Raw genomic sequence first — 24,453 nt, 5'->3', positions numbered from 1 at the left:
TGCAGTGTCAGGGTACTTCGATCCCGGCATTATTGAGCATGTCCACCAGTCGGATCAGGGGTAACCCAATCAGGCTGGTGGTGTCTGCTCCTTCAGTGCTGCGGAACAGGCTGATTCCCAAGCCCTCTGCCTTGAAGCTGCCGGCGCAATCGTAGGGTTGTTCGGCCCGCAGGTAGCGCTCGATCTGCTGATCACCAAGCGTCCGGAAGTGAACGGTAAAAGCGATGCAGTCAATCTGGGTGGCCCCCGTTCGACTGTCCAGCAGTGCCAGTCCGGTTAGAAAATCTACGCTTTTGCCGCTGCAGCCTTGTAGTTGGCTCTTTGCTCGGTCGAATGTGTAAGGTTTGCCAAGGATGTTTTGCCCAAGCACGGCGACCTGGTCGGAACCAATGATCAGATGATCCTGATGAGAGGGTGCCAAGGCTTTGGCTTTCTCTAGGGCCAAGCGGCGTACGAGATGTTCCGGTAGCTCCATGGTGAGTGGAGTTTCATCTATTTCCGGGGCGCGGTAAGCGAACTCAAGCTGAAGGCGTGAAAGCAGTTCGCGACGATAAGGGGAGCTTGATGCGAGAAGCAGGGGTCGCATTCTTCTTCCTTTATATATAGGTACTGATCGATGGTCGGCCTAGCGCTATTGTGCGGCTGAATTCCTTTGACAGTCGACAGACGCATCCCTAGAATGCCGCGCTTATGTTGAAAGGACCAATACCTCCGCACGTAGATCCGCGCAAGCTCGCTGACCGAGCGGCTTCCCTGAAGGGCGAGCTGCAATTGTCTGGGCTGAAGCGGCTCGTCGATCCTCTTGAGGATGATAAGGGTGTGGTGCGCGCCAGTTTTGATTTTGGGCGCGACGAGCAGCGTACTGTGGTTATCCACAGTGCGCTGGATGTTGAGGTCACGATGATTTGCCAGCGCTGTCTGGAGCCGGTTGTTCTGCCTATTCACAGCGAATGCGATTATGCCGTGGTGGATGAAGGGTCGAGCAGCCAGCACCTGCCTAAGGGTTATGACGTGCTGGAAGTGGGAGAGGATCCTCTGGATCTGCTGGCGCTGGTTGAAGAGGAGCTTCTGCTCGCTCTTCCGATTGTTCCACTCCATGACCAAGAAGTTTGCCAGCCGCCGGCTGGGCCTGATGAGCCCAAGCCGAATGAGGACGAGGTATCGCGGTCCAACCCGTTCAGCGTACTGGCTCAGTTAAAGCGTGACCCAAACGTTTAGGAGTTGATCCCAATGGCTGTTCAGCAGAACAAAAAATCCCGTTCCGCCCGTGACATGCGTCGTTCGCACGATGCACTCGAGCCGAACGCCCTGTCCGTGGAAAAGAGCACCGGTGAAGTTCACCTGCGTCACCACGTTTCCCCGGAAGGTTTTTACCGTGGTCGTAAAGTGATCGATAAGGGCGCTGACGAGTAAACCTTGTCTGCTCCGATCATAGCGATCGATGCAATGGGTGGGGACTTCGGTCCCCACTGCATTGTTCCGGCCAGTGTCCAATGTCTGGCTGAAAACCCCTCGCTTCATCTGGCCTTGGTTGGCCAATCCTCCCTGTTAGAAGAAATTATCGCTCGGCATCCAGCTGTGGATCGCGCTCGTCTGTCGATTGTCAATGCCGATGAAGTGATCGGTATGGATGACCGTCCAGCGCAGGCGTTGCGCGCAAAGCCGCGCTCGTCCATGCGCATCGCTCTGGAGATGGTGCGTGATGGGCAGGCTCAGGCTTGCGTCAGTGGCGGAAATACTGGTGCGCTGATGGCACTTGCTCGGCAGGTATTGAAAACCCTGCCGGGGGTGGATCGCCCGGCAATGGTGACTGCGATTCCTACGCTTGAGGGGGCGTGCCTGTTGCTTGACCTCGGCGCGAATGTGGACTGCACGGCCGAGCAGCTCTATCAATTCGCTGTCATGGGGTCGGTTGCGGCGCAAAGTCTTGGTATCGAGCAGCCGCGCGTCTCGTTGCTGAATATTGGTACCGAAGCAATCAAGGGTAATCAACAGGTCAAAGCGGCCGCCGGGCTGTTGCAGCAGGCTAGCTGTATCAACTATCAAGGCTTCATCGAGGGTGACGGGCTGTTCCGCGGCGAAACAGATGTCGCGGTATGCGATGGCTTTGTTGGCAACATTTTGCTCAAGTCCAGCGAAGGTTTGGCACATATGGTAGCCCTGCGTGTCGAGCTGCTTTTCCGTCGCTCATTGATTGCACGCCTGGTCGGTGCGCTGGCTCTGCCCTTGCTGCGTCAGTTGCGGGCGGACCTGCGGCCAGCTCAGTACAACGGTGCCAGCTTCCTTGGGCTCCAGGGTATTGTCGTGAAGAGCCATGGTAGCGCAGGGGGCGAGGGGTTTCGGTCGGCTATACGCCGTGCCTCACAGGATGTAGAGCGAAATCTTCCGGCGCAATTGCGCAGCCGTCTTGAGCACTTGCTTGTGACTGATCGGTCCGCAAGCGACCCGGGTGATGTGACTGCACCCGGTGGATCGGCATCCAACTGAACAATTCGTTGCGCCCGAGTGCGTATTCTTTCTGACGAACAACCACAAGAGAGCCGTTTCATGTCCGCATCACTTGCATTCGTCTTTCCAGGCCAGGGCTCCCAGGCCCTAGGCATGCTCGCCGAGCATGGCGCTCAGCAATCGCTGATCATCGATACCTTTGCCGAAGCCTCGTCTGTGTTGGGTTACGATCTGTGGGCACTTTGCCAGCAAGGTCCAGAGGATCAACTGAATCAGACCGACAAGACTCAGCCGGCCATTCTGACCGCTTCGATTGCATTGTGGCGTTTGTGGCTGGCTGAGGGCGGTGCGAAGCCGGCCTTCGTCGCGGGTCACAGCTTGGGCGAGTACTCGGCGCTGGTTGCTGCGGGTAGCCTTCCGTTTGCCGATGCGGTGAAACTGGTCGAGCTGCGGGGTCAGCTGATGCAGCAGGCTGTTCCGGCCGGCACCGGTGGCATGGCCGCGATTCTGGGTCTAGAGGATGCCGATGTTTTGGCAGCGTGTGGCGAGGCGGCTCAAGGTGAGGTCGTAAGTGCGGTCAACTTCAACGCGCCAGGCCAGGTGGTGATTGCCGGCAACGCTGCGGCGGTCGAGCGAGCCATCGATGTCTGCAAATCCAAAGGTGCCAAGCGAGCCATGCCGCTGCCGGTCAGCGTGCCTTCTCATTGCGACTTGATGCGCCCTGCAGCCGAGCGATTTGCCGCTGCCGTGACCGGCGCCGGCTGGCAGGCCCCCGAGATCCCGTTGGTGCAAAATGTCAGTGCAGCAATCGTTTCGGATCTCGACTCGCTTAGACGCAATCTGCTGGCTCAGCTCTATAGTCCGGTTCGCTGGGTCGAGACTGTTGTTGTGTTAAGCGAGCACGGTGTGACCGGTCTGGTCGAGTGCGGCCCAGGCAAGGTGCTTTCCGGTCTCAATAAGCGCTGCGTCAAAGGCGTCAGCACCTACAATCTGGACACCCCCGAAGGTTTTGCGGCCACCCGTGGCGCAGTGCTCTGAATAAGGAGATATGTATGAATCTGCAAGGCAAGGTCGCGCTGGTAACAGGCGCCAGTCGTGGTATTGGTCAGGCCATTGCGCTTGAACTTGGCCGTCAAGGCGCCATCGTGATCGGCACGGCGACCTCATCGTCAGGGGCTGAGCGCATTGCCGAGACGCTCAAAGAGAACGGCATCGAAGGTGCTGGGCTGGTGTTGGACGTCACCAGTGATGAATCAGTTGCCACCACCCTGGAGCATATTCAGCAGCACCTCGGTCAGCCGGCTATTCTGGTCAACAACGCCGGCATCACGCGGGACAACCTAATGTTGCGGATGAAAGACGACGAATGGCACGAGGTGATCAATACCAATCTAAGTAGCCTTTATCGTTTGACCAAGGGTGTTCTGCGGGGCATGACTAAAGCCCGTTGGGGGAGAATTATCAGTATCGGTTCCGTGGTGGGTGCCATGGGTAACGCCGGACAGGTAAACTACGCCGCGGCCAAAGCCGGGCTCGAAGGTTTCAGTCGCGCGTTGGCACGTGAAGTCGGCTCGCGCGGTATCACGGTCAATGCCGTGGCTCCGGGCTTCATCGACACAGATATGACGCGCGAGCTGCCGGAAGCTCAGCGTGACGCATTGCTGGGGCAGATCCCGCTGGGTCGCCTCGGTCAGGCGGAAGAGATTGCCAAGGTCGTCGCCTTCCTAGCTTCTGACGGCGCCGCTTATGTCACGGGGGCCACTGTCCCGGTGAATGGCGGTATGTACATGAGCTAATGTGACGCCCAACGCATGTAAGCAGTCATAACGGCTGATTAGTTTCGTTATAAAACTGTGGTTTGTTTATAGACAGATGGTTGAAAGCAGGTTCATGCTTGCCCGCTTTCAGCTTGAAATGCGGAAAACGCTTTCTATACACTACCGCGCAGACCAGCTGCCTGATTTTTCCATAGGAGTGAAAACAAGGTATGAGCACCATCGAAGAACGCGTCAAGAAAATCGTTGCCGAGCAACTTGGCGTCAAAGAAGAGGAAGTTACCAACAGCGCTTCCTTCGTCGAAGACTTGGGTGCCGACTCCCTTGACACCGTTGAGCTGGTGATGGCTCTGGAAGAGGAATTCGAGACCGAAATCCCTGACGAGCAAGCCGAGAAGATCACCACTGTTCAAGAAGCTATCGATTACATCAACGCGCACGCGCAGTAAGTCGTAGTCCTGCTTCGAACCAGTAAGCCGCACTGCCTCGAAAGGGCAGTGCGGCTTTTGTTTGAGTTAGTTGAATGCAGCTGGTCGTGCCCGTGGCCGACATCTGTGAAGGCGGCTCTCTTTCCGTTACAGATGCGAGCGGAACAGGGCGAGTCGAATGAATGCAAGGAGAATTGCTGTGTCGCGTAGACGCGTCGTAATTACCGGTATGGGCATGCTCTCACCGCTGGGTAACGATGTGCCAAGCAGCTGGCAGGGGATTCTCGCCGGCCGCAGTGGTATCGGCCTTATAGAGCATATGGACCTTTCCGCCTATTCCACTCGCTTTGGCGGATCAATCAAGAATTTCGATGTCGAGCAATACCTGCCCGCTAAAGAGGCTCGCAAACTCGACCTTTTCATCCAGTACGGACTGGCCGCCAGTTTCCAGGCAGTACGTGATTCCGGGCTGAAAATCACCGATGCCAATCGCGAGCGTGTCGGCGTCGCCATGGGCTCGGGCATTGGTGGCCTGACCAATATCGAAAACAGCTGCAAGGCATTGATCGAGCAGGGGCCGCGCCGTATATCGCCGTTTTTCGTGCCGGGCTCGATCATCAACATGGTTTCGGGTTTTCTATCGATCCATCTAGGTCTGCAAGGCCCCAATTACGCCATTGCTACGGCCTGCACGACGGGTACGCATTGCATCGGCATGGCTGCGCGCAACATCGCCTATGGCGAGGCTGATGTGATGGTCGCTGGCGGGTCGGAAATGGCGGCCAGCGGGCTTGGAATAGGTGGGTTCGCCGCCGCTCGTGCGTTATCCACCCGCAATGATGATCCCGCTTCAGCCAGCCGCCCGTGGGACAAGGACCGGGATGGCTTTGTGTTGTCCGACGGCGCGGGCGCGTTGGTGCTAGAGGAGCTCGAGCATGCCAAGGCTCGCGGGGCGAAGATCTATGCCGAGCTGATTGGTTTCGGCATGAGCGCAGATGCGTTCCACATGACCTCACCGCCCGATGATGGCGCGGGTGCTGCTCGCTGCATCCGTAACGCGATCCTGGACGCGCGGATCGATGCCAAACAAGTCGACTACATCAACGCCCATGGCACCTCGACGCCGGCCGGGGACAAGGCGGAAGCTGCTGCGATCAGAACGGTATTCGGTGATCACGCTTACGAGCTGTCGGTCAGTTCGACGAAATCGATGGTCGGCCATCTGCTTGGTGCGGCAGGCGCTGTCGAGGCAATCTTCAGCGTGCTTGCCATACGCGACCAAGTGGCGCCGCCGACGATCAACCTTGATGAGCCCGGCGAAGGATGCGACCTCGATTTCGTCCCGCATGAGGCCAAGCCGCGGACAATCAATGTTGCGGTCTCCAACTCCTTTGGTTTTGGTGGTACCAACGGGTCGCTGGTGTTCCGCCGGTTCGCCGAGTGACGTTGAGCTGGGTGGATGGGCAGCCAGCTGAAGGGCTGCCCATTCATGATCGAGCACTTGCTTACGGCGACGGCCTGTTTGAAACAATCAAGGTGTTGGCCGGCCGCCCCGAACTGCTCGATCGGCATTTGCAGCGGCTGGAACATGGCTGCCGGCGTCTGGCGATCCCCTGCGACATCAATGGTGTAGGTAGCCAACTCATCGCTTTCAGTGCCGAGCTTGGAGAGGGTGTCGCTAAGCTCATTGTCAGTCGAGGGGAGGGCAAGAGAGGCTATGCTCCGCCCGTCCCCTGTATGCCTCGAACCGTCCTTACCGGATCCTCCCTTCCGAACTACCCGAAAGCACATGCCGAACAGGGCGTTCGCCTGTACCCCTGTACGACCCGTCTTGCCGAGCAGCCAATTCTGGCCGGTCTGAAGCACCTCAATCGTCTGGAGCAAGTGCTGGCCCGAGCCGAGTGGCAGGATCCGGTCTACGCCGAAGGCTTGATGCGCGACACCTCCGGGCGGGTCATCGAAGGCGTTTTCAGCAATCTGTTCATCGTCGAATCGGACAGGTTGATGACACCGTCCCTTGAGCGCTGCGGGGTCGCAGGGGTCATGCGCGAAGAGGTGCTGGAGCGTGCGCGGACTGCCGGCGTGCTGATCCAGGTCGGCGATCTTTCGCTAGGGCAGCTATATCGCGCTGACGAGGTCTTCGTTTGTAACAGCCTGTATGGCATTTGGCCTGTTCGTCAATTGGATGCCAGTGTATGGCCGGTGGGGCCTGTCACACGTAAACTTCAAAGCCTGGTGGCTGATCTGTCGAGCAATACGTGATTCGAAAACTGTCTTTTGTGCTCCTCGGCGCCTTGCTGATCGCTGCGCTGGCGCTCGGCCTGGTCTATTGGAAGCTTCACTCCGCCTTGGGGCAGCCGCTGCAGCTTGGCGCAGCGCAAACGCTTGAGGTTCAGTCTGGGGATACGCCCAGTGGCTTGTTGCAACGGCTGGAGCGAGACGGCGTGTTGAGCGACTCGTTCTGGTTGCGGCTGCACTGGCGGCTGAAGCTCTCAGGACACACCTTGCACAGCGGCGAATATCAACTGCGGCCAGAGATGACTGCCCGCGACATGATCGGGCTTTGGCAGCGTGGCGAGGTTGTGCAACATACTCTGACCATCGTCGAAGGGTGGAATTTTCGCCAGGTGCGCGCCGCGCTTGAGGCGCTGCCTACGGTGAAGCAGACGATTGTTGGTCAGTCAGATGATGAAGTCATGACGCGACTCGGCCAAGCCGGCTCGCATCCCGAGGGCCGCTTTTTCCCTGACACCTACAGCTTCACCCGCGGAGTCACCGATCTCGAACTGCTCCAGCGCGCTTATTCACGGCTGGAAACGGTGCTGGCCGAGGAATGGCAACAGCGTAGCGAAGGCTTGCCCTATCAGGACGCGTATGAGGCGCTGATCATGGCTTCAATCATCGAAAAGGAAACAGGGGTTCCGTCAGAGCGCGGCGAAATCGCTGGCGTTTTCGTTCGCCGGCTGGAGCAAGGCATGTTGCTACAGACAGACCCGACGGTGATCTATGGTATGGGCGAACAATATAGGGGGCGGATCACCCGCAGCGATCTGCGCAGGCCGACCCCCTACAACACCTATACCAACAGCGGGTTGCCACCGACGCCGATCGCGATGGTTGGCCGGGAAGCGATTCACGCTGCGCTGCACCCGATTGAAGGAAAAAGCCTCTACTTCGTCGCGCGGGGGGATGGCAGCCACGTGTTCAGTGATTCGTTGAGCGAGCACAATCGCGCGGTGCGTGAATATCAACTCAAGCGTCGAGCAGACTATCGTTCCAGCCCACCGCCCCGGCAAACCCCGGCGCCGATTGAGAATGCCCAGTGACAGGACTCTTTATTACATTGGAAGGGCCCGAAGGCGCGGGCAAGAGCACCAACCGTGAGTACCTCGCGCAGCGCTTGCGTGAACACAGCCTAGACGTCGTCCTGACGCGTGAACCCGGGGGCACGCCTTTGGCTGAGCGCATTCGTGAACTGCTGTTGGCACCTGCAGACGAGCCCATGAACAGCGATACGGAGCTGTTATTGGTGTTCGCAGCACGCGCACAGCATCTTGCTCAGGTCATTCGGCCCGCACTCGCGCGAGGCGCTGTGGTGCTGTGCGACCGGTTTACCGATGCCACCTACGCGTATCAGGGCGGTGGCCGCGGCCTCCCAACCTCGCGTATCGAGCAGCTTGAATGCTTTGTTCAGGGTGAGATGCGTCCGGACCTGACGCTGATCTTCGATTTGCCAGTGGAAATCGGTCTGAGCCGCGCCGCTGCACGGGGACGTCTTGATCGCTTCGAGCAGGAGGGGCTCGAATTCTTCGAGGCCGTGCGCAGTGCCTATCTCAATCGGGCGCAGCAGGACCGCCAGCGCTATCGTGTGGTAGATGCAGGCCAGTCTCTAGCCGCAGTTCAACAGAGTCTGGACAGGCTTCTGCCTGAGATGTTGGAGCGTGCGCTTGGCTGACGGCATTCTTCCATGGCAGGTTGACCTCTGGCAGTTGCTGGCCGGTCGTCAACAGCATGCTCATGCGTATTTGCTGCACGGTCCGGCGGGCATCGGCAAGCGAGCATTAGCCGAACAGTTGATGGCGCTGTTGCTCTGTCAACGGCCTACGGCGCACCGCGCTTGCGGCAGCTGCAAAGGCTGTCTGTTACTCGCCGCTCATACTCATCCAGACCATTACATTCTGGAACCCGAGGAGGTCGACAAGGCCATCCGGGTCGACCAGGTTCGGCAGCTGGTCGGGTTCGTTACCCAAACCGCTCAATTGGGTGGGCGCAAAGTCGTGCTGCTCGAGCCGGCTGAGGCGATGAATCTGAACGCTGCCAACGCGTTGCTCAAGAGTCTCGAGGAGCCTGCAGGCGATACCGTTCTGTTGCTTATCAGTCATCAGCCCAGCCGGCTGCTACCGACGATCAAGAGTCGCTGCGTGCAACAAAGCTGCCCCTTGCCCGGGCGCCAGCAGAGCCTTGATTGGCTGGCGGTCCAACTTCCAGATGTGTCGCCCGCGCAGCGTGAGGAGCTGCTTGCGTTGTCTGCCAATTCGCCATTGGCCGCGCTCAAGCTGCAGGGTGCGGGCGTACTCGACATGCGGGTGCAAATAGTCGACGGGGTAAAGAAACTGCTCAAACGGCAGCAATCTCCCAGTCAGCTGGCTGAGGCCTGGAATTCACATTCGCTGATCCTGTTGTTCGATTGGTTTTGCGAATGGGCGCATCTGATATTGCGCTTTCAAATGACTGGCGATGAAGAAGGGCTTGGCGCAGCCGATATGCAGAAGGTGATTCAATACCTGGCGGAGAAGTCGTCACCCGACCGGCTGCTGGTGCTGCAGGATTGGTTGCTTGCCCATCGACAGAAGGTGCTGGGCAAAGCCAATCTTAATCGTGTGTTGCTTCTCGAAGCGCTTCTGGTGCAGTGGGCAAGCTTGCCCGGGCCAAGCTAGAATCCATCGAACTGTTGTTAGGAATGAATACCGCATGAGCCTGCCTGCAAACCTTGGTCCGCGTAACGGCATTCTGTCTCTGACCATCAAGGACAAGTCAGTGCTCTATGCGGCGTACATGCCGTTCATCAAGCATGGCGGATTGTTCATCCCGACTAATAAGAGTTACAAGCTTGGCGACGAGGTGTTCATGCTGCTGAGCCTGATGGACGAGCCGGAAAAGATCCCTGTCGCAGGTAAGGTCGTGTGGATCACGCCCAAGGGCGCCCAAGGCAACCGGGCCGCAGGCGTTGGCGTGCAGTTCAATGAGGGTGACTCGACTGCCCGCAACAAGATTGAAACCTACCTCGCCGGCGCGATGAAATCAGACCGTCCAACACACACCATGTAGCGTCATCGCAAGCGATCCGTTCGCTTGAGTTCTTTCGCCGTTGCTTTTTCCGCCGCGCTGACCTGGCCTGACTGCGACCGATGGGCTGCTTTGCTCTACAATTGCGCGTTTTCGGTTCGGGTACTTTTCCATGCTGATCGACTCGCATTGCCACCTCGATCGTCTCGATCTTACCTTGCACGACAACTCGCTCGATGCAGCTCTGCATGCTGCGCGTCAGCGTGGTGTTGGGCATTTCCTTTGTATTGGTGTCAGCGCCGAGAATACTGCTGCGGTCAAGGCGCTTGCGCAGCGCTATGACGACGTCGATTGTTCGGTGGGGGTGCACCCGCTGGACCTCGAGCCCGGTGCCGAACCTGCCATGGACTGGTTGCTGCAGGAACTGGACGCGCCCGGTGTTGTGGCGATCGGCGAAACAGGGCTTGACTACCACTACGAGCCTGAAGCCGCCGAGTTGCAGCAGCAATCCTTCAGTCTGCATCTCGATGCCGCACGGATCAGCGGTAAACCAGTCATCGTCCACACTCGTGCGGCTCGTGCCGACACGCTGGCGCTGCTCCGCGAAGCTTCGTTACCGCAGGCCGGCGTACTGCATTGCTTCACCGAAGACTGGGACATGGCCAAGTCTGCCTTGGATCTCGGGTTCTATATTTCGCTATCCGGCATCGTGACATTCCGCAACGCCGATGCCTTGCGAGATGTCGCTCGCCGTGTTCCTGCGGATCGCCTGCTAGTGGAGACGGATTCGCCTTACCTGGCCCCGATCCCCTACCGCGGCAAATCGAACCTGCCGCAGTATGTGCGCGAGGTCGCCGAGTATCTCGCTGATCTGCGCGGGGTCAGTTTCGAGATGCTGGCGTCGCAGACTACGGACAACTTCAAGCGGCTGTTTCCCTTGGCGCGCGTCAAGAACTGACGAACGCGAGCGCGTGCAAGGCGGTGTGCTTGGCGGGCGTTCTCCGCACATGCCGTGTACAATCCGCGCCGCTTAATGCACATGCCGGTTGCCGGCATGCGGATACGAGGGTTTGGGTTGGCGCTCAAAGCATAGCCTTCCGTCAGTCTCGTCATTTCTTCGTCACAGACCAAACTAGGTGACGCCATGTCCAGCGATAAGCTGCACACCGGGCCGCTTCAACGCGGCCTGAAAAACCGGCACATTCAGCTGATCGCACTCGGCGGGGCTATTGGAACGGGGCTCTTCCTCGGCTCAGCCGGCGTGCTGCGCAGCGCCGGGCCGTCGATGATCCTTGGCTATGCCATCGGTGGGATGATCGCCTTCCTCATCATGCGTCAGCTCGGCGAGATGATCGTCGAGGAGCCGGTTGCGGGATCCTTCAGTCATTTTGCGCACAAATATTGGGCCCCTTATGCAGGCTTTCTCTCCGGTTGGAATTACTGGGTGCTGTATGTCCTGGTGGGGATGGCCGAACTGACCGCGGTGGGCAAGTACGTCCAGTTTTGGTGGCCGGAGGTGCCGACTTGGGCCACCGCTGCGGTGTTTTTTGTGCTGATCAATCTGATCAACCTAGTCAACGTTAAGACCTTTGGTGAGACTGAGTTCTGGTTCGCGATCGTCAAGGTCGGAGCCATTGTCGGCATGATTGCGCTCGGCCTGTACCTCTTGCTGAGCGGCGCGGGTGGCGAACAGGCTGGCTTCAGCAACCTCTGGAGCCACGGCGGATTCTTCCCCAACGGTATCAGCGGGATGGTCATGGCCCTGGCAATCATCATGTTTTCATTCGGCGGCTTGGAGCTGGTGGGGATCACCGCAGCTGAAGCATCCGACCCGAAGACAGTCATTCCCAAAGCCATCAATCAGGTCGTTTATCGGATTCTGATCTTCTACATTGGCGCGCTCAGCGTTCTGCTGGCGCTCTATCCTTGGGACAGTCTGCTGGAAACGCTGGGTTCGGCCGGCGACCCCTACAGCGGTAGCCCTTTCGTGCAGATCTTTTCACTGATCGGCAGTGACACGGCTGCGCACATCCTCAACTTCGTGGTGCTGACGGCGGCTCTCTCTGTCTATAACAGCGGCGTGTACTGCAACAGTCGCATGCTGTACGGCCTGGCGGAGCAGGGCGATGCGCCGAAGGTGTTGATGATGGTCAACCGCCGTGGGGTACCGGTGCTGGCAATCGCTGTCTCTGCGCTCGTCACCATGCTCTGTGTGCTGGTGAACTACCTGCTGCCGCAAACAGCGCTCGAGTTGCTCATGTCGTTGGTGGTTGCGGCGCTGCTGATCAACTGGGCGATGATCAGTCTTGCCCACTTGAAGTTTCGCAAGTCGATGAAAGCGCAGGGCATCGAGCCTTCGTTCAAGGCTTTTTGGTATCCGCTCAGCAATTACATTTGCTTGGCGTTCGTAGCGTTGATTGCCGCGATCATGTTGTCGATGCCCGGTCTGCGAACTTCGATCATCGCGATTCCATTTTGGGCGCTGTTTATCTGGCTGTGCTTCCGGTTGCGACTTTCGAGCCGGCGTGCCGCGCATGGTTGATACGTTGAGGCGTATCGCCACAGCGAACAAAAAAAACCCGGCGTCGCGAGGAGCCGGGTCAAGACCATTAGGAGTATGAGGTCACGTTCCTCGCTCCCTCAGCTGGCCGAGCAGTGGGGGGATTGCGCGGCCAGTGATTGCAGTATTGGTCCGAATCCTAAACGCTGCTGGGCGATTGCGGCGATTTTTAAACGGATTTGGAATAGTCGCGTCCAGGCTGATCGCTCACTTCGCGAGCAGCCCGCGAACCACTGCTAGGCTCTGCTCGATGACCCCTGGCGGCGTGTAGAAATGTGGTGAGAATCTGATCCCTCCACCACGAAGCGCACAGACGACCTGCTCCTCCTTGAGGCGTTGAAAAAGCGTCGGGTTGTCGATCCCGTCGATCCGGAACGTCAGGATGCCGGCTCGCCGAGCTGGATCGGTTGGGCTTAGCAATTCGGCCCCCGGCATGGCCGATAGCTCTCGCTGGAGGTGGTCGATGCGTTCGGCCAGTGCCTGTGCCACCGTGACTATTCCCACCTCTTCCAATAAGGACAGGCTGGCTTCCAATGCCATGGCGCCGAGCAGGTTCGGGCTGCCGCACTCAAAGCGCTGCGCGTTGTTCGCCGGCTGCCAATCGCTGCGGTCATAATCACCGGCGTGCTCGAGCATATGCCAGCCGTACTCGTGAAGCTTGAGCTGATCGCGTAGATCGCTCCGGCAATAGAACACACCCAGGCCTTCTGGGCCCAGCAGCCATTTATGTCCGTCGGCCATCGCAAATGCACACCGGCATTGCTGAGCATCGAATGGCAGTGCGCCCAGCTGTTGGATTGCGTCGATGCACAGCAGTACGCCACGTTGTTCGCAGCCTTCACCGAGTCGCGGCAGGTCTAGCCGCAGGCCGCTCGCGTACTGCACGGCGCTGATCGCCAGCAAGCGAACGTTCGGCCCGCAGGCCGCGAGCAGGTCGCCTTCGGGATCTTCGCCCTTGAGGCTGACCTGGATGACCTCGACCCCTTGCGGCCGCAACGCCTCCCAAACTACACGGTTGGAGGGAAACTCCTCGTCGCTGATGACGACCTGGTCACCGGGCTTCCACTCCAGTCCGAAGGCTACGAAAGACAGTGCTTCCGAGGTGTTCTTGACCAGCGCTATGTCTGCCGGGGTTGGTGCGTTCAGCAATCTGGCCAGGCGATTTCGCAGACGGGTTTCGACCGCCAGCCACTGCGGGTAGTCGCGCGCGCCAATCGTGATGTTCTGTTGGGCAAACCTGGTTACCGCATCGCTCGCACGGCGAGGCCAGGGCGAGACGGCAGCGTGATTCAGGTACCGTAAGCCGTCGATCTGGGGGAATTCGTCATTCAATGTACTCATAGGCAATCTTCCGTGCATTTTCTGACTAAACAGGCATAATCATCTGCTTCGATTTTTCACACTGCAGCCACTTATGCAAAATGAATCCCGTAAGGTCCGCGAATTTCGCCGTCGCGAACAAGAGATTCTCGACACGGCGCTCCAGTTGTTCCTCGAACAGGGAGAAGACAGCGTCACCGTCGAGATGATCGCCGACAGGGTGGGGATCGGCAAAGGCACCATCTACAAGCACTTCAAATCAAAGGCCGAAATCTACCTGCGGCTGATGCTCGACTATGAGCGGGATCTGAACGAGCTGCTGCATTCACCGAGTCTTGATCAGGACAAAGAAGCTCTGTCTCGCGCCTACTTCGAATTTCGCATGGGCGATCCCCAGCGCTATCGGTTGTTCGACCGTCTCGAGGAAAAGGTGGTCAAGGGTAATCAGGTACCGGAAATGGTCGAGGAGCTGCACCGTATCCGTGCCTCCAACTTCGAGCATCTAACTCAGCTGATCAAAGGGCGCATTGCCGAAGGAAAGCTGGAGGACGTGCCGCCTTATTTCCACTATTGCGCAGCCTGGGCCTTGGTACATGGGGCTGTAGCGCTCTACCACTCGCCGTTCTGGAGCAATGTTCTGGAGGATCAAGAAGGCTTCTTCCAGTTTCTTATGGATATCGGCGTGCGTATGGGCAACAAGCGCAAGCGAGACTAGCCCAGTCTCTGCAATGTGGTGGCGTACTAATGATAGGGTCGCGGAGCATTCTCTAGAATTGAGAACGCATAAAGGTTGGTGACTGAAACGGGTCATTCGGACTATATAGGGCAGCGGACTTCCTCGGCCGCTGCTGTGCCGTCGCGACTACTCTGGTCGTTAGTGCTGGGAAACCATCTCAGCATTTGGATTTCAGATTCAGCGTCCCGGCGAAGTGTCATGCTTCACCAAGGGAAGCCTCACAACCAGCTCACTTCCTTTTCCGCTTCCCTCACTCTTGCCGGTCACCGTGCCACCGTGTGCCTCGACCAACTCGCGCACTACCGTCAGACCGATGCCCAGCCCTGCGCCGTTGAAACTAACCGCATTCACATCCTGCACGAATGGCTCGAAAATGAACGGGAGCGCTTGTGCTGTGATCCCGATGCCGTTATCGCGAATGCTGACCTCCACCATGTTCCCTTCGGCAGTAGCCAAAAGGCTGACCGAGCCACCGACCGGCGTGTACTTAGCCGCATTACCCAACAGGTTGCCGAGGATCTGGGCGAGCCGCATGGGGTCGCCATTTATTGCCAGCACACCCTCAGGGATTATTGTGCTCAAGTGTATGTCTCGCGCGATCATTACCGGACTGCAGAGATCCACAGCTTCATGGATGATCTCAGTCATATCGACAACGCGGCATTCGAGTCGAAACTTGCCGGTGCTGGCGCGCGCGAGGTCTAGCAGGTCTTCTACCAGTCGAGACATGTGGCGAACCTGTCCCTCGATCAAGGCCTGCATTCGCGGCAGCTCCTCACTGGGCACACGACCCAGACGCCCTGCGATCATGCTGATGGGAGTCAGGGGATTGCGCAGTTCGTGAGCTACCAATGCGAGTACCTTGCGTTGCTGCTCCAGGGCGAGTTCGGCTGAGGCCTGTAGGTCTTTTGCGCTCAAGGCGGCCGTAACCAACTGTTCGTTGGCTTCACGCATATCCTCATATAGCTGCTGCTCTGCTTGCGTGAGCTGCGATCTTTTTGCATCCGACTGCGCTAACAGGGTCGCTAGAACCAATTGCTGGTTGGCCTCGATCAGCTGCTCCATCTGCTGACTGTCGACGAGCTGGGCGTTGGTGTCGTTGAGCTCTTTATGCAATGCCGCCAGCACCGCACGCGCTTCAACGGTTTGCTGCCCGAGTCGGAACAGTTCGCTGGAGGCGGTAGCCATTGCTTGAGCGTTGTCGGCACTGGTCGTTTTCACGAGGTTGTGTTCACCCCACGTTCCCACTGAGACGCCGTTGGGTAGGTCGGCCTCCGAGCAGACCTTCTTGATCCGACAACATCTCACCGATCTGTAGACCGTCATCGTCAATGCGATACAGGCGTAACTCATCCGAATGACTGCTGGCGCGCACCTTGACCACCGCCATGATGCGCAACAAGCGGCTCTCTACTTCTATATAACGTTGGACGATGATGGCGTCGGTGAGAAAGGCCGTACCGTAAGGGCTGAATCGCAAGTCCGTGTAGCGATCTTCGAGCTCCGAGGTCATCAGCACACTGACCCCAACAGAGGTCAGTGCGGTGACCATCCGTGAAAGCGATTCGCGATAGTCTTCACGGAATGTAGGGGCCAGCGCCAGTTCGAAGCCCGAGAGGGAATCGATTACCACGCGGGTCGCCTTCAACCGGTCGATCTCGCTCAACAGCTGAGAAACGATTTCATCGATGGATAGGTCCGGGGCACGACTGTCGACCAAACCGACTTGGTCGTGCTTGATCAAATCGGCAAGGGTGGCATTTTGCGAGCGATTGGGTCGTTGTTCGAATACGGCGATGACCCCGGTTTCGCCATTGCGAACACCCTCGGCGAGGAAGGATGCAGCCAGAATGCTTTTACCAGAACCCGATGGCCCGGCCACGAGCAGGGAATAGCCCAGAGGCAGTCCACCGCCGAGCATATCGTCGAGCCGCGGTACGCCCATTTTCAGGCGCTTCAGAGGGAAGGTCTGCGGTTCCTCGACGGGACTGGACACCGTGGGTGCAAACACCTTGATTCCCGATGTGCCGATGCGGAACGTGTGCAAGCCAGGCAACGTCGGCTGGCCGCGCATCTTCATGATTTCCATCTTACGTACCATGGAATTGCGCTGAACGCTCTGGCGCAACCAGATCAGCCCATCGGCCACGGTGAAAATCGGGTTGGTATCGGTTTCGGTGAAGTACTCACCAATCAGAAAGGTCGTTGCCTGCCAGGTGGTCATCAACATGCCCAGTTGTTGAATGAACTGCGGCAGGTTGTTGTTCGGGTTGTTCTGGGTCTGGCTTGCCAGGACTACCGAACGGAACGAGTCGACGAACACCAGCGCGGGCGAATGGCTTTCGACCTCGCTGACGATACGCCGCAGCACTTCGTCCAGATCGCCGGCGAGGGTGTCGTCAGCCAGGTTGATGTAGCGGATCGACTTGTTAATCGCTTCGCTGTCGAAGAACTCGAACTGGTGTTGATAGCACAGCATTTTCAGCGGTGGCTCACCGAGCACCGTAAAAAAAAGCGCGGGGCGTTCTGGGGTCGCCAGCGCGAACATCATTTGGTGAGCCAGGGTGGTTTTGCCACAGCCTGGGGGGCCGGCGATCAGGTTGAAGGAAAACTTCGGCAACCCTCCGCCAAGCACTTCATCCAACCCCGGCACACCGGTGGCTAGGCGGTTGATAGTCGCTTTGGTGCTCATGGCGATTTTTCCTGCGCAGGGGTTTCGCTCGAAGAAGGTTCCCACACACCGCGAAGCAAGCGTGTAGTGAGCGAGGACCCGATAAGCGTGGTCAGCAGCTCGTGGAATGTAACTAGCAACACCTTACCAAAAAACAGCGCTTCGGCTTCGCTTTGCTTAACGAGCACGGCCTGCAGAACAGTCAGGTCGAGAGAAGCCTGCATCCCGTCATAACTGCGGGCCAGGTGTGGGTGGCTAGAGAGGCACAAATGCAGGCTACGGCGATAAAGCGCAGCAACACCTTGCTGCCCGACGATGGGGGTCAGCGATGAGTCTATGTTCTGCAGTATGGAGATGATCGCTTGGGCGACTGCTGCGGCGTCAGGGTTAGGGCCAACGCGACGCGTCGACGCGTCAGAGAACCTACAATCTCATGGCTCTCTTCGCTTCGCGTGGACATAGCTAGCCGGTATCTGATGGGGCACGTGTTGATAGTACACCCTAAGGTGAGAAACGAAGACTTAACCGGCCATGACGTTAGGTCCGTATCCTTTTTCGATCATGGGAACGGTGAACTTCAGGAACAAAAAAACGGGAGGATCTAGCTATTTTCCAGTGTGAAGACTACCGATATAGGGCAATCATCCAGACACGGGCATTCGTCACTTTTGATGCTGATGCGCTCGTGCCGGTGGTTTATCCGTAGAGCCACCGCGCCAATCGTGCGCGTATGGCGGGCTATTATTCGCTGCGCAAGATATCAGCGGCGCTCTATCAGATTGATGGCACCGGTTTCATTACTGCGCGACGGAAGGCGATTGTGTGTGACGCATCGTTGAACTGGCGTGTTTGCTGCATTGCTTCGCTAATAGTCGGTTTTCCGTCACGTCTGGAGCGAGAGATGAATGTGTTTAGCCTTATCGTGGCCGCACTCCTGTTAAGCGGCTGCATGAAGGTAAGCGACATGGCTGAGGGGACCCGCCATCAGCTGCGCGACGTTGGTATTCTCGACCATAGCGAGACTGTCAGGTCCGCCTCGTGGCGCCTGCAGCCCGACTCGTTCATCTACATTGCGCAGGGTCACTTCGTTCCCCCAGGTGGCGCCTATCCGCGCCCGAACGTAGTAGCCGAAGAGGCGTTTGAGAGCTTTGTTCTGTACTTTCCGCTGGTCCGGCGTGCTCCAGAACCTGTAGGACTGGAAGAAGCATTGAACCAGGCGGCAATCGCTGGTGCCCATTACTTGCTGTACACACGATTCGCCGCAGCAGACGACCGTATCGGCAGTTTCGATGAGTTTGATGACCAACGCGCGCTTGATCGACTGGGTGTTGATACGAGCACGGTTCAGTTGATGCTGATCGAGACCGGCAATAGGTATCTGGCCGATACGGCAAGTATTCGCAGTCGCGGCGGATTGCTAAACATATATGACGCGACACCGCAGGTCTTGTTGGGTCCGCCCTTGCGTGATTACGCCCGGCGTCTGATAGGCCTGGGGCGCTGAGGAGCCAATATGAGCGATGCGGGAAAAGCTGCGAATCTGTTGAGTCAGATTCCCAAAGCCGAGAAGAAAGGCTTGCCACCGGTGCACCTGTGGAATCCGCCGTTCTGTGGTGATCTGGACATGCGGATCATGCGCGACGGTAGCTGGTTCTACCAGGGCACGCCTATCGGGCGGCCTGCTATGGTGCGACTGTTTTCCACGGTGATCCGGCGAGACGGCGATGATTACTTCTTGGTGACCCCAGTCGAGAAGGTCGGTATCAAGGTGGATGATGCGCCGTTCGTGGCGGTTGAGCTGGTGGCAGAGGGAAGCGGAGAAGCCCAGGTGCTCCGCTTTATCACCAATGTAGGCGACGAAACCGAAGCGGGAGCAGAGCACCCAATCCGGGTCGAGCTAGATCCGGACACTCAGGAGCCAGCACCCTATGTTCATGTGCGGGCCAACCTCGAAGCGCTGATTCATCGCAACGTGTTCTACCAGTTGGTGGAATTAGCCGTGTCGCGTGAGATCGATGGCGCCGATTGGCTGGGCGTCTGGAGCCAAGGCCAGTTTTTCCCGATCGGTCGCTCCGAGTAGTTCGATAGAGCGTATCGCTACAGAAGGAAGCCGTATCGCGCGTACTGTGCCAATGGGTGATTAGTCGGTCCGCCAGAGGATTTCAGCTTCGCCGCGCTCGCTGACGCTGAGCCAGCGGTCGGCGTCTTCCACCGATTCTTCTTCCTGCCAACCGCCCGGCGCGCAGCGAATCTCTACTCCTAGTACCTGATAGGCGTCGCGGGCGCAGGCGACATCATCTTCCCAGGGTGTCGCGTCGCTTTCGAGCAACAGGCTGTGCCACTTTCCCACGGCCTTCGGCAGCCAGGTCACTGGAATGTCGCCGGCTCTGCACTTGAAGGTTTTACCCTTGGCTTGCCAGGCAGAGCAGCTTCCAACCGCCTGGTTCAGCCACTCAGTGACGGCGTCCTGGCTCGCGTCCCTAAGGTAGATTTCGATATCCGGTTGACGCATGGGATGGCCTTGTCTGGCTGATGTTGCAGCCGGTTGATGTTGACTGTTGAAGCCTAGAGGGCTGCATCAGACGCATTGGATCGACCCAAAAGCCGATGCCGTATTCGTTTGGATAACCTGATCAGTCTCGCTGAATCCAGTCATAGCGTATCGCAACCCGTACGTGCAATGGCGCTTGGATGACTGCTGCGCGGCGTTCGGCGCTGGCGCGCCAACCGTGCGGGGTCATCGCCAGTAGATCAGCACGGGCTTGTGGGTCATCCAGTTGCAGCTCGAAGGACAGTGTCTCGCTGTGAGCGAGGTGCATGCCCTCGGGGATCAGCGATAGATGCTTCTGATCGTCGTAGTCGCGGACTTCGTCGTACAGCAGACCTCGCAATTCCCATAAGTGCTCGCGAGTCGGACCCATGCGCAGCAGGCCGCCGCCGGGTGCTAGCAGACGCAGTGCTTCGGTCCAGTCCAGCGGGCTGAATACACTGGCCAGCAGATCGCAGCTGGCATCAGCCAGTGGCACCCGTGCCATGCTTGCTACCAGCCACTCGATCTGCGGCGCACGCTTACAGGCGCGTTTGACGGCTTCACGGGAAATGTCCAGCGCGTAGCCGTCCGCATCGGGCAAAGCCTGAGCAATCTGCGCTGTGTAATAACCTTCGCCACAGCCGATATCCAGCCAGCGACTCGGTGAGCGTTCGGCTGCCAGCTGTGCCAGTCGCGTCGCCAGCGGCGCGTAGTAACCCGCCTCGAGGAAGCGCCGCCGCGCCTCGACCATGGCCTGGTTGTCGCCCGGGTCGCGGCTGTTCTTGTGCTGCACTGGCAGCAGATTGAGATAGCCCTGGCGGGCCCGATCGAACCGGTGATTAGCCGGGCAGGCGACGTCGTTGTCCGCCGCGCTGAGCTCGGCGTGGCAGATAGGACAGGTCAGCATGCGAGCAGGTTGACCAGGGTCTGGTAGTAGATCTCGGTGAGCAGGTCGAGGTCGCTGGCGAGGATATGCTCATCCACCTGATGAATCGTTGCGTTGACCGGGCCCAGCTCGACGACCTGGGTGCCCAGTGTCGCGATGAAACGCCCGTCCGAGGTGCCGCCACTGGTGGACGGTGTGGTCTCGCGGCCGGTGACGCTGCGGATTGCCGCAGCCACGCCGTCGAGCAGATCACCGGGTTCAGTCAAGAAGGGTAGGCCCGAAAGGGCCCAGTCGACGTTCCAGTCGAGACCGTGTTTATCGAGAATCGCCGCAGTGCGTCGCTGCAACCCTTCGACGGTGGATTCGGTGGAAAAACGGAAATTGAACACCGCCTCCAGCGTGCCGGGGATGACGTTGGTGGCGCCTGTGCCCGAATTCAGGTTGGAGATCTGGAAGCTGGTTGGCGGGAAAAAGTCATTGCCATCGTCCCAGTGTTCACCTGCCAGTTCGGCCAGTGCCGGTGCCGCCAGATGGATCGGGTTCTTGGCAAGATGCGGGTAAGCCACATGGCCCTGTTGGCCGCGAACCGTAAGCGTGCCACCGAGGGAGCCGCGGCGGCCGTTTTTGACCACGTCGCCGACCAGCGTAGTGCTCGATGGCTCACCAACGATGCACCAGTCAAGCCGCTGGCCGCGCTCACGCAAGCGCTCTACCACAGCCTTTGTGCCGTGGTGCGCAGGGCCTTCCTCGTCGCTGGTGATGAGGAAAGCGATCTGGCCTTTGTGGTTCGGATGCTCAGCGGTAAAGCGCTCGACCGCGACAATCATCGACGCCAAGCTGCCTTTCATGTCGGCAGCGCCACGGCCATGAAGCATGCCGTTTTCGTCGATTCGCGCGGCAAACGGAGGATTCTGCCACGCCTGTATCGGGCCGGTAGGGACCACGTCGGTATGGCCGGCGAAGCACAACACGGGACCTTCGCTGCCGTGGATCGCCCAGAAGTTCTCGACGTCCTCAATGTGCATTGGCTCGATGGCAAAGCCGCAGGCGGCGAGGCGCTCACTCATCAGTTGCTGACAACCCTCATCCAGCGGTGTGACCGATGGCCGATTGATCAGCTCGCAGGCGAGTTCGAGGGTCGGTGAGAGGGCGGCGGCGATCATCACAGCTCCGGGGCAAGGCGGGGAAAGGTCGCCATATTAAATTAAAAAGCATGGCAGCAGCGGGGCGGAAGCAAGCCGTTTTCGAAACGCCTCGGTATGCCTGGCTGGGACGACGTGGGGCTCGGGCCTATAATCGGCAAACGTCTTGTTTGAGGTATGACATGTCTATCGACGATCAACGTTTCGGCGGCATTGCCCGTCTGTACGGCTCCGAGGGGCTGCAGCGTTTAGCGGCTGCGCATGTCGCGGTGGTCGGTATCGGCGGGGTCGGCTCCTGGGCGGCCGAAGCGCTGGCGCGCAGTGGCGTCGGTGAGATCAGTCTGTTCGATCTCGATGATGTCTGCATCACCAACACCAATCGGCAGATCCATGCGCTTGAAGGCGCGGTGGGCAAGCCAAAGGTGGATGAAATGTTGGCGCGGATAAAGGCGATCAACCCGGCGTGTGTGGTTCACGCCGTGGCCGACTTCGTGACTCGCGAAACCATGGCCGAGTACATCACCGAGCAGCTGGATTGCGTTATTGACTGCATCGACAGCGTGCCGGCCAAGGCCGCGCTCATCGCCTGGTGCAAACGTCGCAAGATCCAGATCATCGCCACTGGCGGCGCGGGCGGACAGGTGGACCCCACCCAGATCCAGGTCGCCGATTTGAACAAAACATTCAACGACCCCCTCGCGGCGAAAGCGCGTTCGCTATTACGGCGTGAATACACTTTCTCTCGAACCCCTGGGCGGACCTACAGCGTGCCGTGTGTGTTTTCCACCGAACAGCTGCGCTACCCCAAGCCAGATGGTGGCGTCTGTCAAAGCAAAAGCTTCGTCGGTGAAGGGGTGAAGCTCGACTGTGCCGGCGGGTTCGGCGCGTCGATGATGGTCACGGCCACTTTCGGTCTGGTTGCGGCGGCTAGGGCGGTAGACAAGCTGGTCGCCGGGGCTCGGCGGCCGGCGGAACGTCTGAAGACCTGATAGCGGCGTCTATCTGGCCTCTGTTAGCGCCGGTCAGGTAGCCTCTGCCAGCTCACGCATTCTGCCAATAACGGCGTTCATGCCATTGGCTCGTGATGGCGAAAGCTGCCGTGAGAGGCCAAGTTGGCTGAACCATTCCGCTATGTCGAGCTGCTGTAGCTCGCCGACATTCAGGCCATTGACGCGAACCAGCAGCACGGCAAGCAGCCCACGCAACAGACGCGCCTCGCTGGTGCCGCGGAAATGCCAGTGGTTGTCCTGTCGCTCGCCGACTAGCCAGAGCTTGCTGTCGCATCCGGCAACCACGTTGAGCGCGTTGCGTTCGGTGTCGCTCAGGGGCTCAAGGCGATCACCCCATTGCATCAACAGCCGCGCACGTTGTTCCCAACCGGCAGCCAACTGAAAGGCCTGCAGCGTTTCGGCGGCGGCTTCGGGGAGCGCGGTCATCGCAACATTTCCAGTGCCCGATCCAGCGCATCGAAGAATCGCTCCAGATCGAGTCCGTCGTTATACAGCCCGAGCGATACGCGAATCGCACCTTCGATATCCAGTCTTTTCATCAAGGGCTGCGCACAATGGGTGCCGCTGCGTATGGCGATACCTTGTTCGGTCAGCAGGTGGGCCAGATCGCCGTGATGGACGCCATCGACCGTAAAGCTTGCCAGCGCCAGCTGCGGATCGCCGAGCAGTCGCAGGCCTGCCCGCTCAGCCAAACCGGTGCGCAACGCGTTATGCAGGGCGAGCTCGTGCCGGTCAACGGTATCGGCATCCAGTCTCGACAGGTAGTCCAGCGTGGCGCCCAGGCCGATCACACCCCCGATGGGCGGGGTTCCGGCTTCGAAACCCAGTGGGGCCGCGTGGAAGTCGGCATGCTGGAAATCAGCGACACGGACCATTTCCCCGCCGAATTGCCAATGCTTGAGTTTGAGCAATGACTCGCCCCGGCCGTAGAGCGCGCCAACACCTTCCGGGCCGTACAGCTTATGACTGGAGAGCACATAGAAATCGCAGTCCAGCGCCTGCAGGTCATGTCGGCCGTGAACCACGCCTTGGGCACCGTCGACTATGCTGAGCGCGCCCTGCGCCTTGGCCATTGGCAACAACTCGCGCAATGGCTGCCATGCGCCCAAGACGTTGGATAACTGGCTGACGGCAAGCAGGCGGGTGCGCGGGCCGATCAGGCTGGCTGCTGCCTCGAGGTCGATAATGCCGCGCTCGTCGAGCGGCAGTACGACAAGCTTGGCGGCACGTCGCTTGGCCAATTGCTGCCAAGGCAGCAGATTGGCGTGGTGCTCAAGGGCGCTGACGACAATTTCATCGCCAGCTGAAATCAGGTGCTCAAGCCCGTAGGCGAGGAGATTCAGTGCTTCGGTGGCACCGCGGGCAAAAACGATTTCGGTCGGACATGCGGCGTTGAGCCAGCGCGCCACCTTGATACGTGAGTCCTCGAATGCGCGGGTCGCCCGTTCTGCCGGTTGGTGTTGGGCTCGATGCACATTGGCGGTGCCACTGGTGTAGTAGCCGGTGAGGGCATCGATCAGTGCCTGTGGCTTCTGCGAAGTGGCAGCGCTGTCCAGATAGGTCTGACCTTGGGCCTCAAAGATAGCCAAGGCGGGAAAGTCGGCGCGCCAGGGGGATGTCAGCGGCATGGGGACTCCTGAAAGCAGGACGGGACGCCTGAT

The 24,453-nt window shown here is 58.9% G+C and carries 27 protein-coding genes; 18 read left to right on the top strand and 9 right to left on the bottom strand.

The annotated features are described in order from the left end of the window. Positions 1–7: 7 nt before the first annotated feature. The gene (locus ACQKIK_RS02110) at positions 8–586 is read right to left on the bottom strand and encodes a Maf family protein (protein WP_241530583.1); all 579 of its coding nucleotides are present in this window, start codon (positions 584–586) and stop codon (positions 8–10) included. Positions 587–690: 104 nt separating this feature from the next. Between ACQKIK_RS02110 and ACQKIK_RS02105 the strand changes: the two genes are divergently transcribed. The 14 genes from ACQKIK_RS02105 (at position 691) to ACQKIK_RS02040 (ending at position 12,479) form a co-directional block, all read left to right on the top strand. Next, entirely contained in the window at positions 691–1,218 is a 528-nt protein-coding gene (locus ACQKIK_RS02105; protein ID WP_241530584.1) for a YceD family protein, read from the top strand. A 12-nt stretch (positions 1,219–1,230) separates the two neighbouring features. Then, the gene (gene rpmF, locus ACQKIK_RS02100; protein ID WP_019342480.1) at positions 1,231–1,413 is read left to right on the top strand and encodes a 50S ribosomal protein L32; all 183 of its coding nucleotides are present in this window, start codon (positions 1,231–1,233) and stop codon (positions 1,411–1,413) included. 3 nt (positions 1,414–1,416) lie between these two features. Further along, entirely contained in the window at positions 1,417–2,487 is a 1,071-nt protein-coding gene (gene plsX / locus ACQKIK_RS02095) for a phosphate acyltransferase PlsX (protein WP_241530585.1), read from the top strand. Positions 2,488–2,547: 60 nt separating this feature from the next. Next, entirely contained in the window at positions 2,548–3,486 is a 939-nt protein-coding gene (gene fabD / locus ACQKIK_RS02090; protein ID WP_046161964.1) for an ACP S-malonyltransferase, read from the top strand. 14 nt (positions 3,487–3,500) lie between these two features. Next, positions 3,501–4,244, top strand: a complete 744-nt coding sequence (gene fabG / locus ACQKIK_RS02085) for a 3-oxoacyl-ACP reductase FabG (RefSeq protein ID WP_045428830.1) — start codon at positions 3,501–3,503, stop codon at positions 4,242–4,244. Between the two features lie 191 nt (positions 4,245–4,435). Further along, a complete protein-coding gene (gene acpP, locus ACQKIK_RS02080; RefSeq protein WP_003283670.1) occupies positions 4,436–4,672 on the top strand; it encodes an acyl carrier protein in 237 nt (78 codons plus the stop codon). A gap of 178 nt (positions 4,673–4,850) precedes the next feature. Then, on the top strand, positions 4,851–6,095 hold the full coding sequence (fabF, locus tag ACQKIK_RS02075) for a beta-ketoacyl-ACP synthase II (RefSeq protein WP_241530586.1): 1,245 nt from the start codon (positions 4,851–4,853) through the stop codon (positions 6,093–6,095). Between the two features lie 2 nt (positions 6,096–6,097). Then, positions 6,098–6,913 carry an aminodeoxychorismate lyase gene (gene pabC / locus ACQKIK_RS02070; RefSeq protein ID WP_127840627.1) on the top strand — a complete coding sequence of 272 codons (816 nt, stop codon included), beginning with the start codon at positions 6,098–6,100 and terminating at the stop codon, positions 6,911–6,913. Further along, positions 6,910–7,977, top strand: coding sequence for an endolytic transglycosylase MltG (gene mltG / locus ACQKIK_RS02065; RefSeq protein WP_127838811.1), 1,068 nt, complete (start codon positions 6,910–6,912; stop codon positions 7,975–7,977). Before pabC ends, mltG begins: the two co-directional genes overlap by 4 nt. Continuing rightward, positions 7,974–8,606 (top strand): dTMP kinase, encoded by a 633-nt coding sequence (gene tmk, locus ACQKIK_RS02060; RefSeq protein ID WP_241530587.1) that lies wholly within the window; start codon positions 7,974–7,976, stop codon positions 8,604–8,606. The genes mltG and tmk overlap by 4 nt, the downstream gene beginning before the upstream one ends. Beyond that, positions 8,599–9,588: a DNA polymerase III subunit delta' gene (locus ACQKIK_RS02055; protein WP_241530588.1), complete on the top strand. Its 990-nt coding sequence runs from the start codon at positions 8,599–8,601 to the stop codon at positions 9,586–9,588. The genes tmk and ACQKIK_RS02055 overlap by 8 nt, the downstream gene beginning before the upstream one ends. A gap of 34 nt (positions 9,589–9,622) precedes the next feature. Beyond that, positions 9,623–9,979 carry a PilZ domain-containing protein gene (locus tag ACQKIK_RS02050; RefSeq protein ID WP_025241024.1) on the top strand — a complete coding sequence of 119 codons (357 nt, stop codon included), beginning with the start codon at positions 9,623–9,625 and terminating at the stop codon, positions 9,977–9,979. A gap of 130 nt (positions 9,980–10,109) precedes the next feature. Continuing rightward, positions 10,110–10,895 carry a TatD family hydrolase gene (locus tag ACQKIK_RS02045; RefSeq protein WP_241530589.1) on the top strand — a complete coding sequence of 262 codons (786 nt, stop codon included), beginning with the start codon at positions 10,110–10,112 and terminating at the stop codon, positions 10,893–10,895. Between the two features lie 186 nt (positions 10,896–11,081). Continuing rightward, entirely contained in the window at positions 11,082–12,479 is a 1,398-nt protein-coding gene (locus tag ACQKIK_RS02040; RefSeq protein ID WP_463308516.1) for an amino acid permease, read from the top strand. Positions 12,480–12,704: 225 nt separating this feature from the next. On the opposite strand, the gene ACQKIK_RS02035 is transcribed toward ACQKIK_RS02040, so the two are convergent. Next, a complete protein-coding gene (locus tag ACQKIK_RS02035; RefSeq protein WP_499134585.1) occupies positions 12,705–13,838 on the bottom strand; it encodes an aminotransferase class V-fold PLP-dependent enzyme in 1,134 nt (377 codons plus the stop codon). A 73-nt stretch (positions 13,839–13,911) separates the two neighbouring features. Here ACQKIK_RS02035 and ACQKIK_RS02030 point away from each other — a divergent pair, with 73 nt between their 5' ends. After that, positions 13,912–14,532, top strand: a complete 621-nt coding sequence (locus ACQKIK_RS02030) for a TetR/AcrR family transcriptional regulator (protein WP_045428807.1) — start codon at positions 13,912–13,914, stop codon at positions 14,530–14,532. A gap of 198 nt (positions 14,533–14,730) precedes the next feature. Here ACQKIK_RS02030 and ACQKIK_RS02025 read toward each other — a convergent pair whose 3' ends face one another. Then, complete coding sequence (locus tag ACQKIK_RS02025) at positions 14,731–15,741, bottom strand: sensor histidine kinase (protein WP_499134584.1); 1,011 nt, start codon at positions 15,739–15,741, stop codon at positions 14,731–14,733. Between the two features lie 43 nt (positions 15,742–15,784). Continuing rightward, positions 15,785–17,245, bottom strand: coding sequence for an ATPase domain-containing protein (locus ACQKIK_RS02020; protein ID WP_499134583.1), 1,461 nt, complete (start codon positions 17,243–17,245; stop codon positions 15,785–15,787). An 880-nt stretch (positions 17,246–18,125) separates the two neighbouring features. Here ACQKIK_RS02020 and ACQKIK_RS02015 point away from each other — a divergent pair. After that, complete coding sequence (locus tag ACQKIK_RS02015) at positions 18,126–18,728, top strand: DUF4823 domain-containing protein (RefSeq protein ID WP_127838819.1); 603 nt, start codon at positions 18,126–18,128, stop codon at positions 18,726–18,728. Between the two features lie 9 nt (positions 18,729–18,737). Beyond that, entirely contained in the window at positions 18,738–19,304 is a 567-nt protein-coding gene (locus tag ACQKIK_RS02010; RefSeq protein ID WP_499134581.1) for a DUF1285 domain-containing protein, read from the top strand. A 60-nt stretch (positions 19,305–19,364) separates the two neighbouring features. On the opposite strand, the gene ACQKIK_RS02005 is transcribed toward ACQKIK_RS02010, so the two are convergent. The 3 genes from ACQKIK_RS02005 to dapE all read right to left on the bottom strand — a co-directional run bounded on the left by ACQKIK_RS02005 (position 19,365) and on the right by dapE (position 21,803). Next, the gene (locus tag ACQKIK_RS02005) at positions 19,365–19,736 is read right to left on the bottom strand and encodes a hypothetical protein (protein WP_499134580.1); all 372 of its coding nucleotides are present in this window, start codon (positions 19,734–19,736) and stop codon (positions 19,365–19,367) included. A 121-nt stretch (positions 19,737–19,857) separates the two neighbouring features. Then, positions 19,858–20,661, bottom strand: a complete 804-nt coding sequence (locus tag ACQKIK_RS02000; RefSeq protein WP_499134578.1) for a putative RNA methyltransferase — start codon at positions 20,659–20,661, stop codon at positions 19,858–19,860. Continuing rightward, complete coding sequence (gene dapE, locus ACQKIK_RS01995) at positions 20,655–21,803, bottom strand: succinyl-diaminopimelate desuccinylase (RefSeq protein WP_499134576.1); 1,149 nt, start codon at positions 21,801–21,803, stop codon at positions 20,655–20,657. Before dapE ends, ACQKIK_RS02000 begins: the two co-directional genes overlap by 7 nt. Before the next feature lie 161 nt (positions 21,804–21,964). Here dapE and tcdA point away from each other — a divergent pair, with 161 nt between their 5' ends. Then, positions 21,965–22,771 carry a tRNA cyclic N6-threonylcarbamoyladenosine(37) synthase TcdA gene (tcdA, locus tag ACQKIK_RS01990; protein WP_499134574.1) on the top strand — a complete coding sequence of 269 codons (807 nt, stop codon included), beginning with the start codon at positions 21,965–21,967 and terminating at the stop codon, positions 22,769–22,771. 33 nt (positions 22,772–22,804) lie between these two features. On the opposite strand, the gene ACQKIK_RS01985 is transcribed toward tcdA, so the two are convergent. Both ACQKIK_RS01985 and ACQKIK_RS01980 read right to left on the bottom strand, forming a co-directional pair. Further along, positions 22,805–23,218 carry a SufE family protein gene (locus ACQKIK_RS01985; protein ID WP_499134573.1) on the bottom strand — a complete coding sequence of 138 codons (414 nt, stop codon included), beginning with the start codon at positions 23,216–23,218 and terminating at the stop codon, positions 22,805–22,807. Then, on the bottom strand, positions 23,215–24,420 hold the full coding sequence (locus tag ACQKIK_RS01980) for an aminotransferase class V-fold PLP-dependent enzyme (RefSeq protein ID WP_499134572.1): 1,206 nt from the start codon (positions 24,418–24,420) through the stop codon (positions 23,215–23,217). Before ACQKIK_RS01980 ends, ACQKIK_RS01985 begins: the two co-directional genes overlap by 4 nt. Positions 24,421–24,453: the final 33 nt, after the last annotated feature.

The organism is Pseudomonas sp. NPDC047961 (assembly GCF_050272435.1).
Taxonomy (GTDB): domain Bacteria; phylum Pseudomonadota; class Gammaproteobacteria; order Pseudomonadales; family Pseudomonadaceae; genus Stutzerimonas.
The sequence above is the reverse complement of the archived record's forward strand: the minus strand, read 5'-3'. Positions and strand labels throughout refer to the sequence as shown.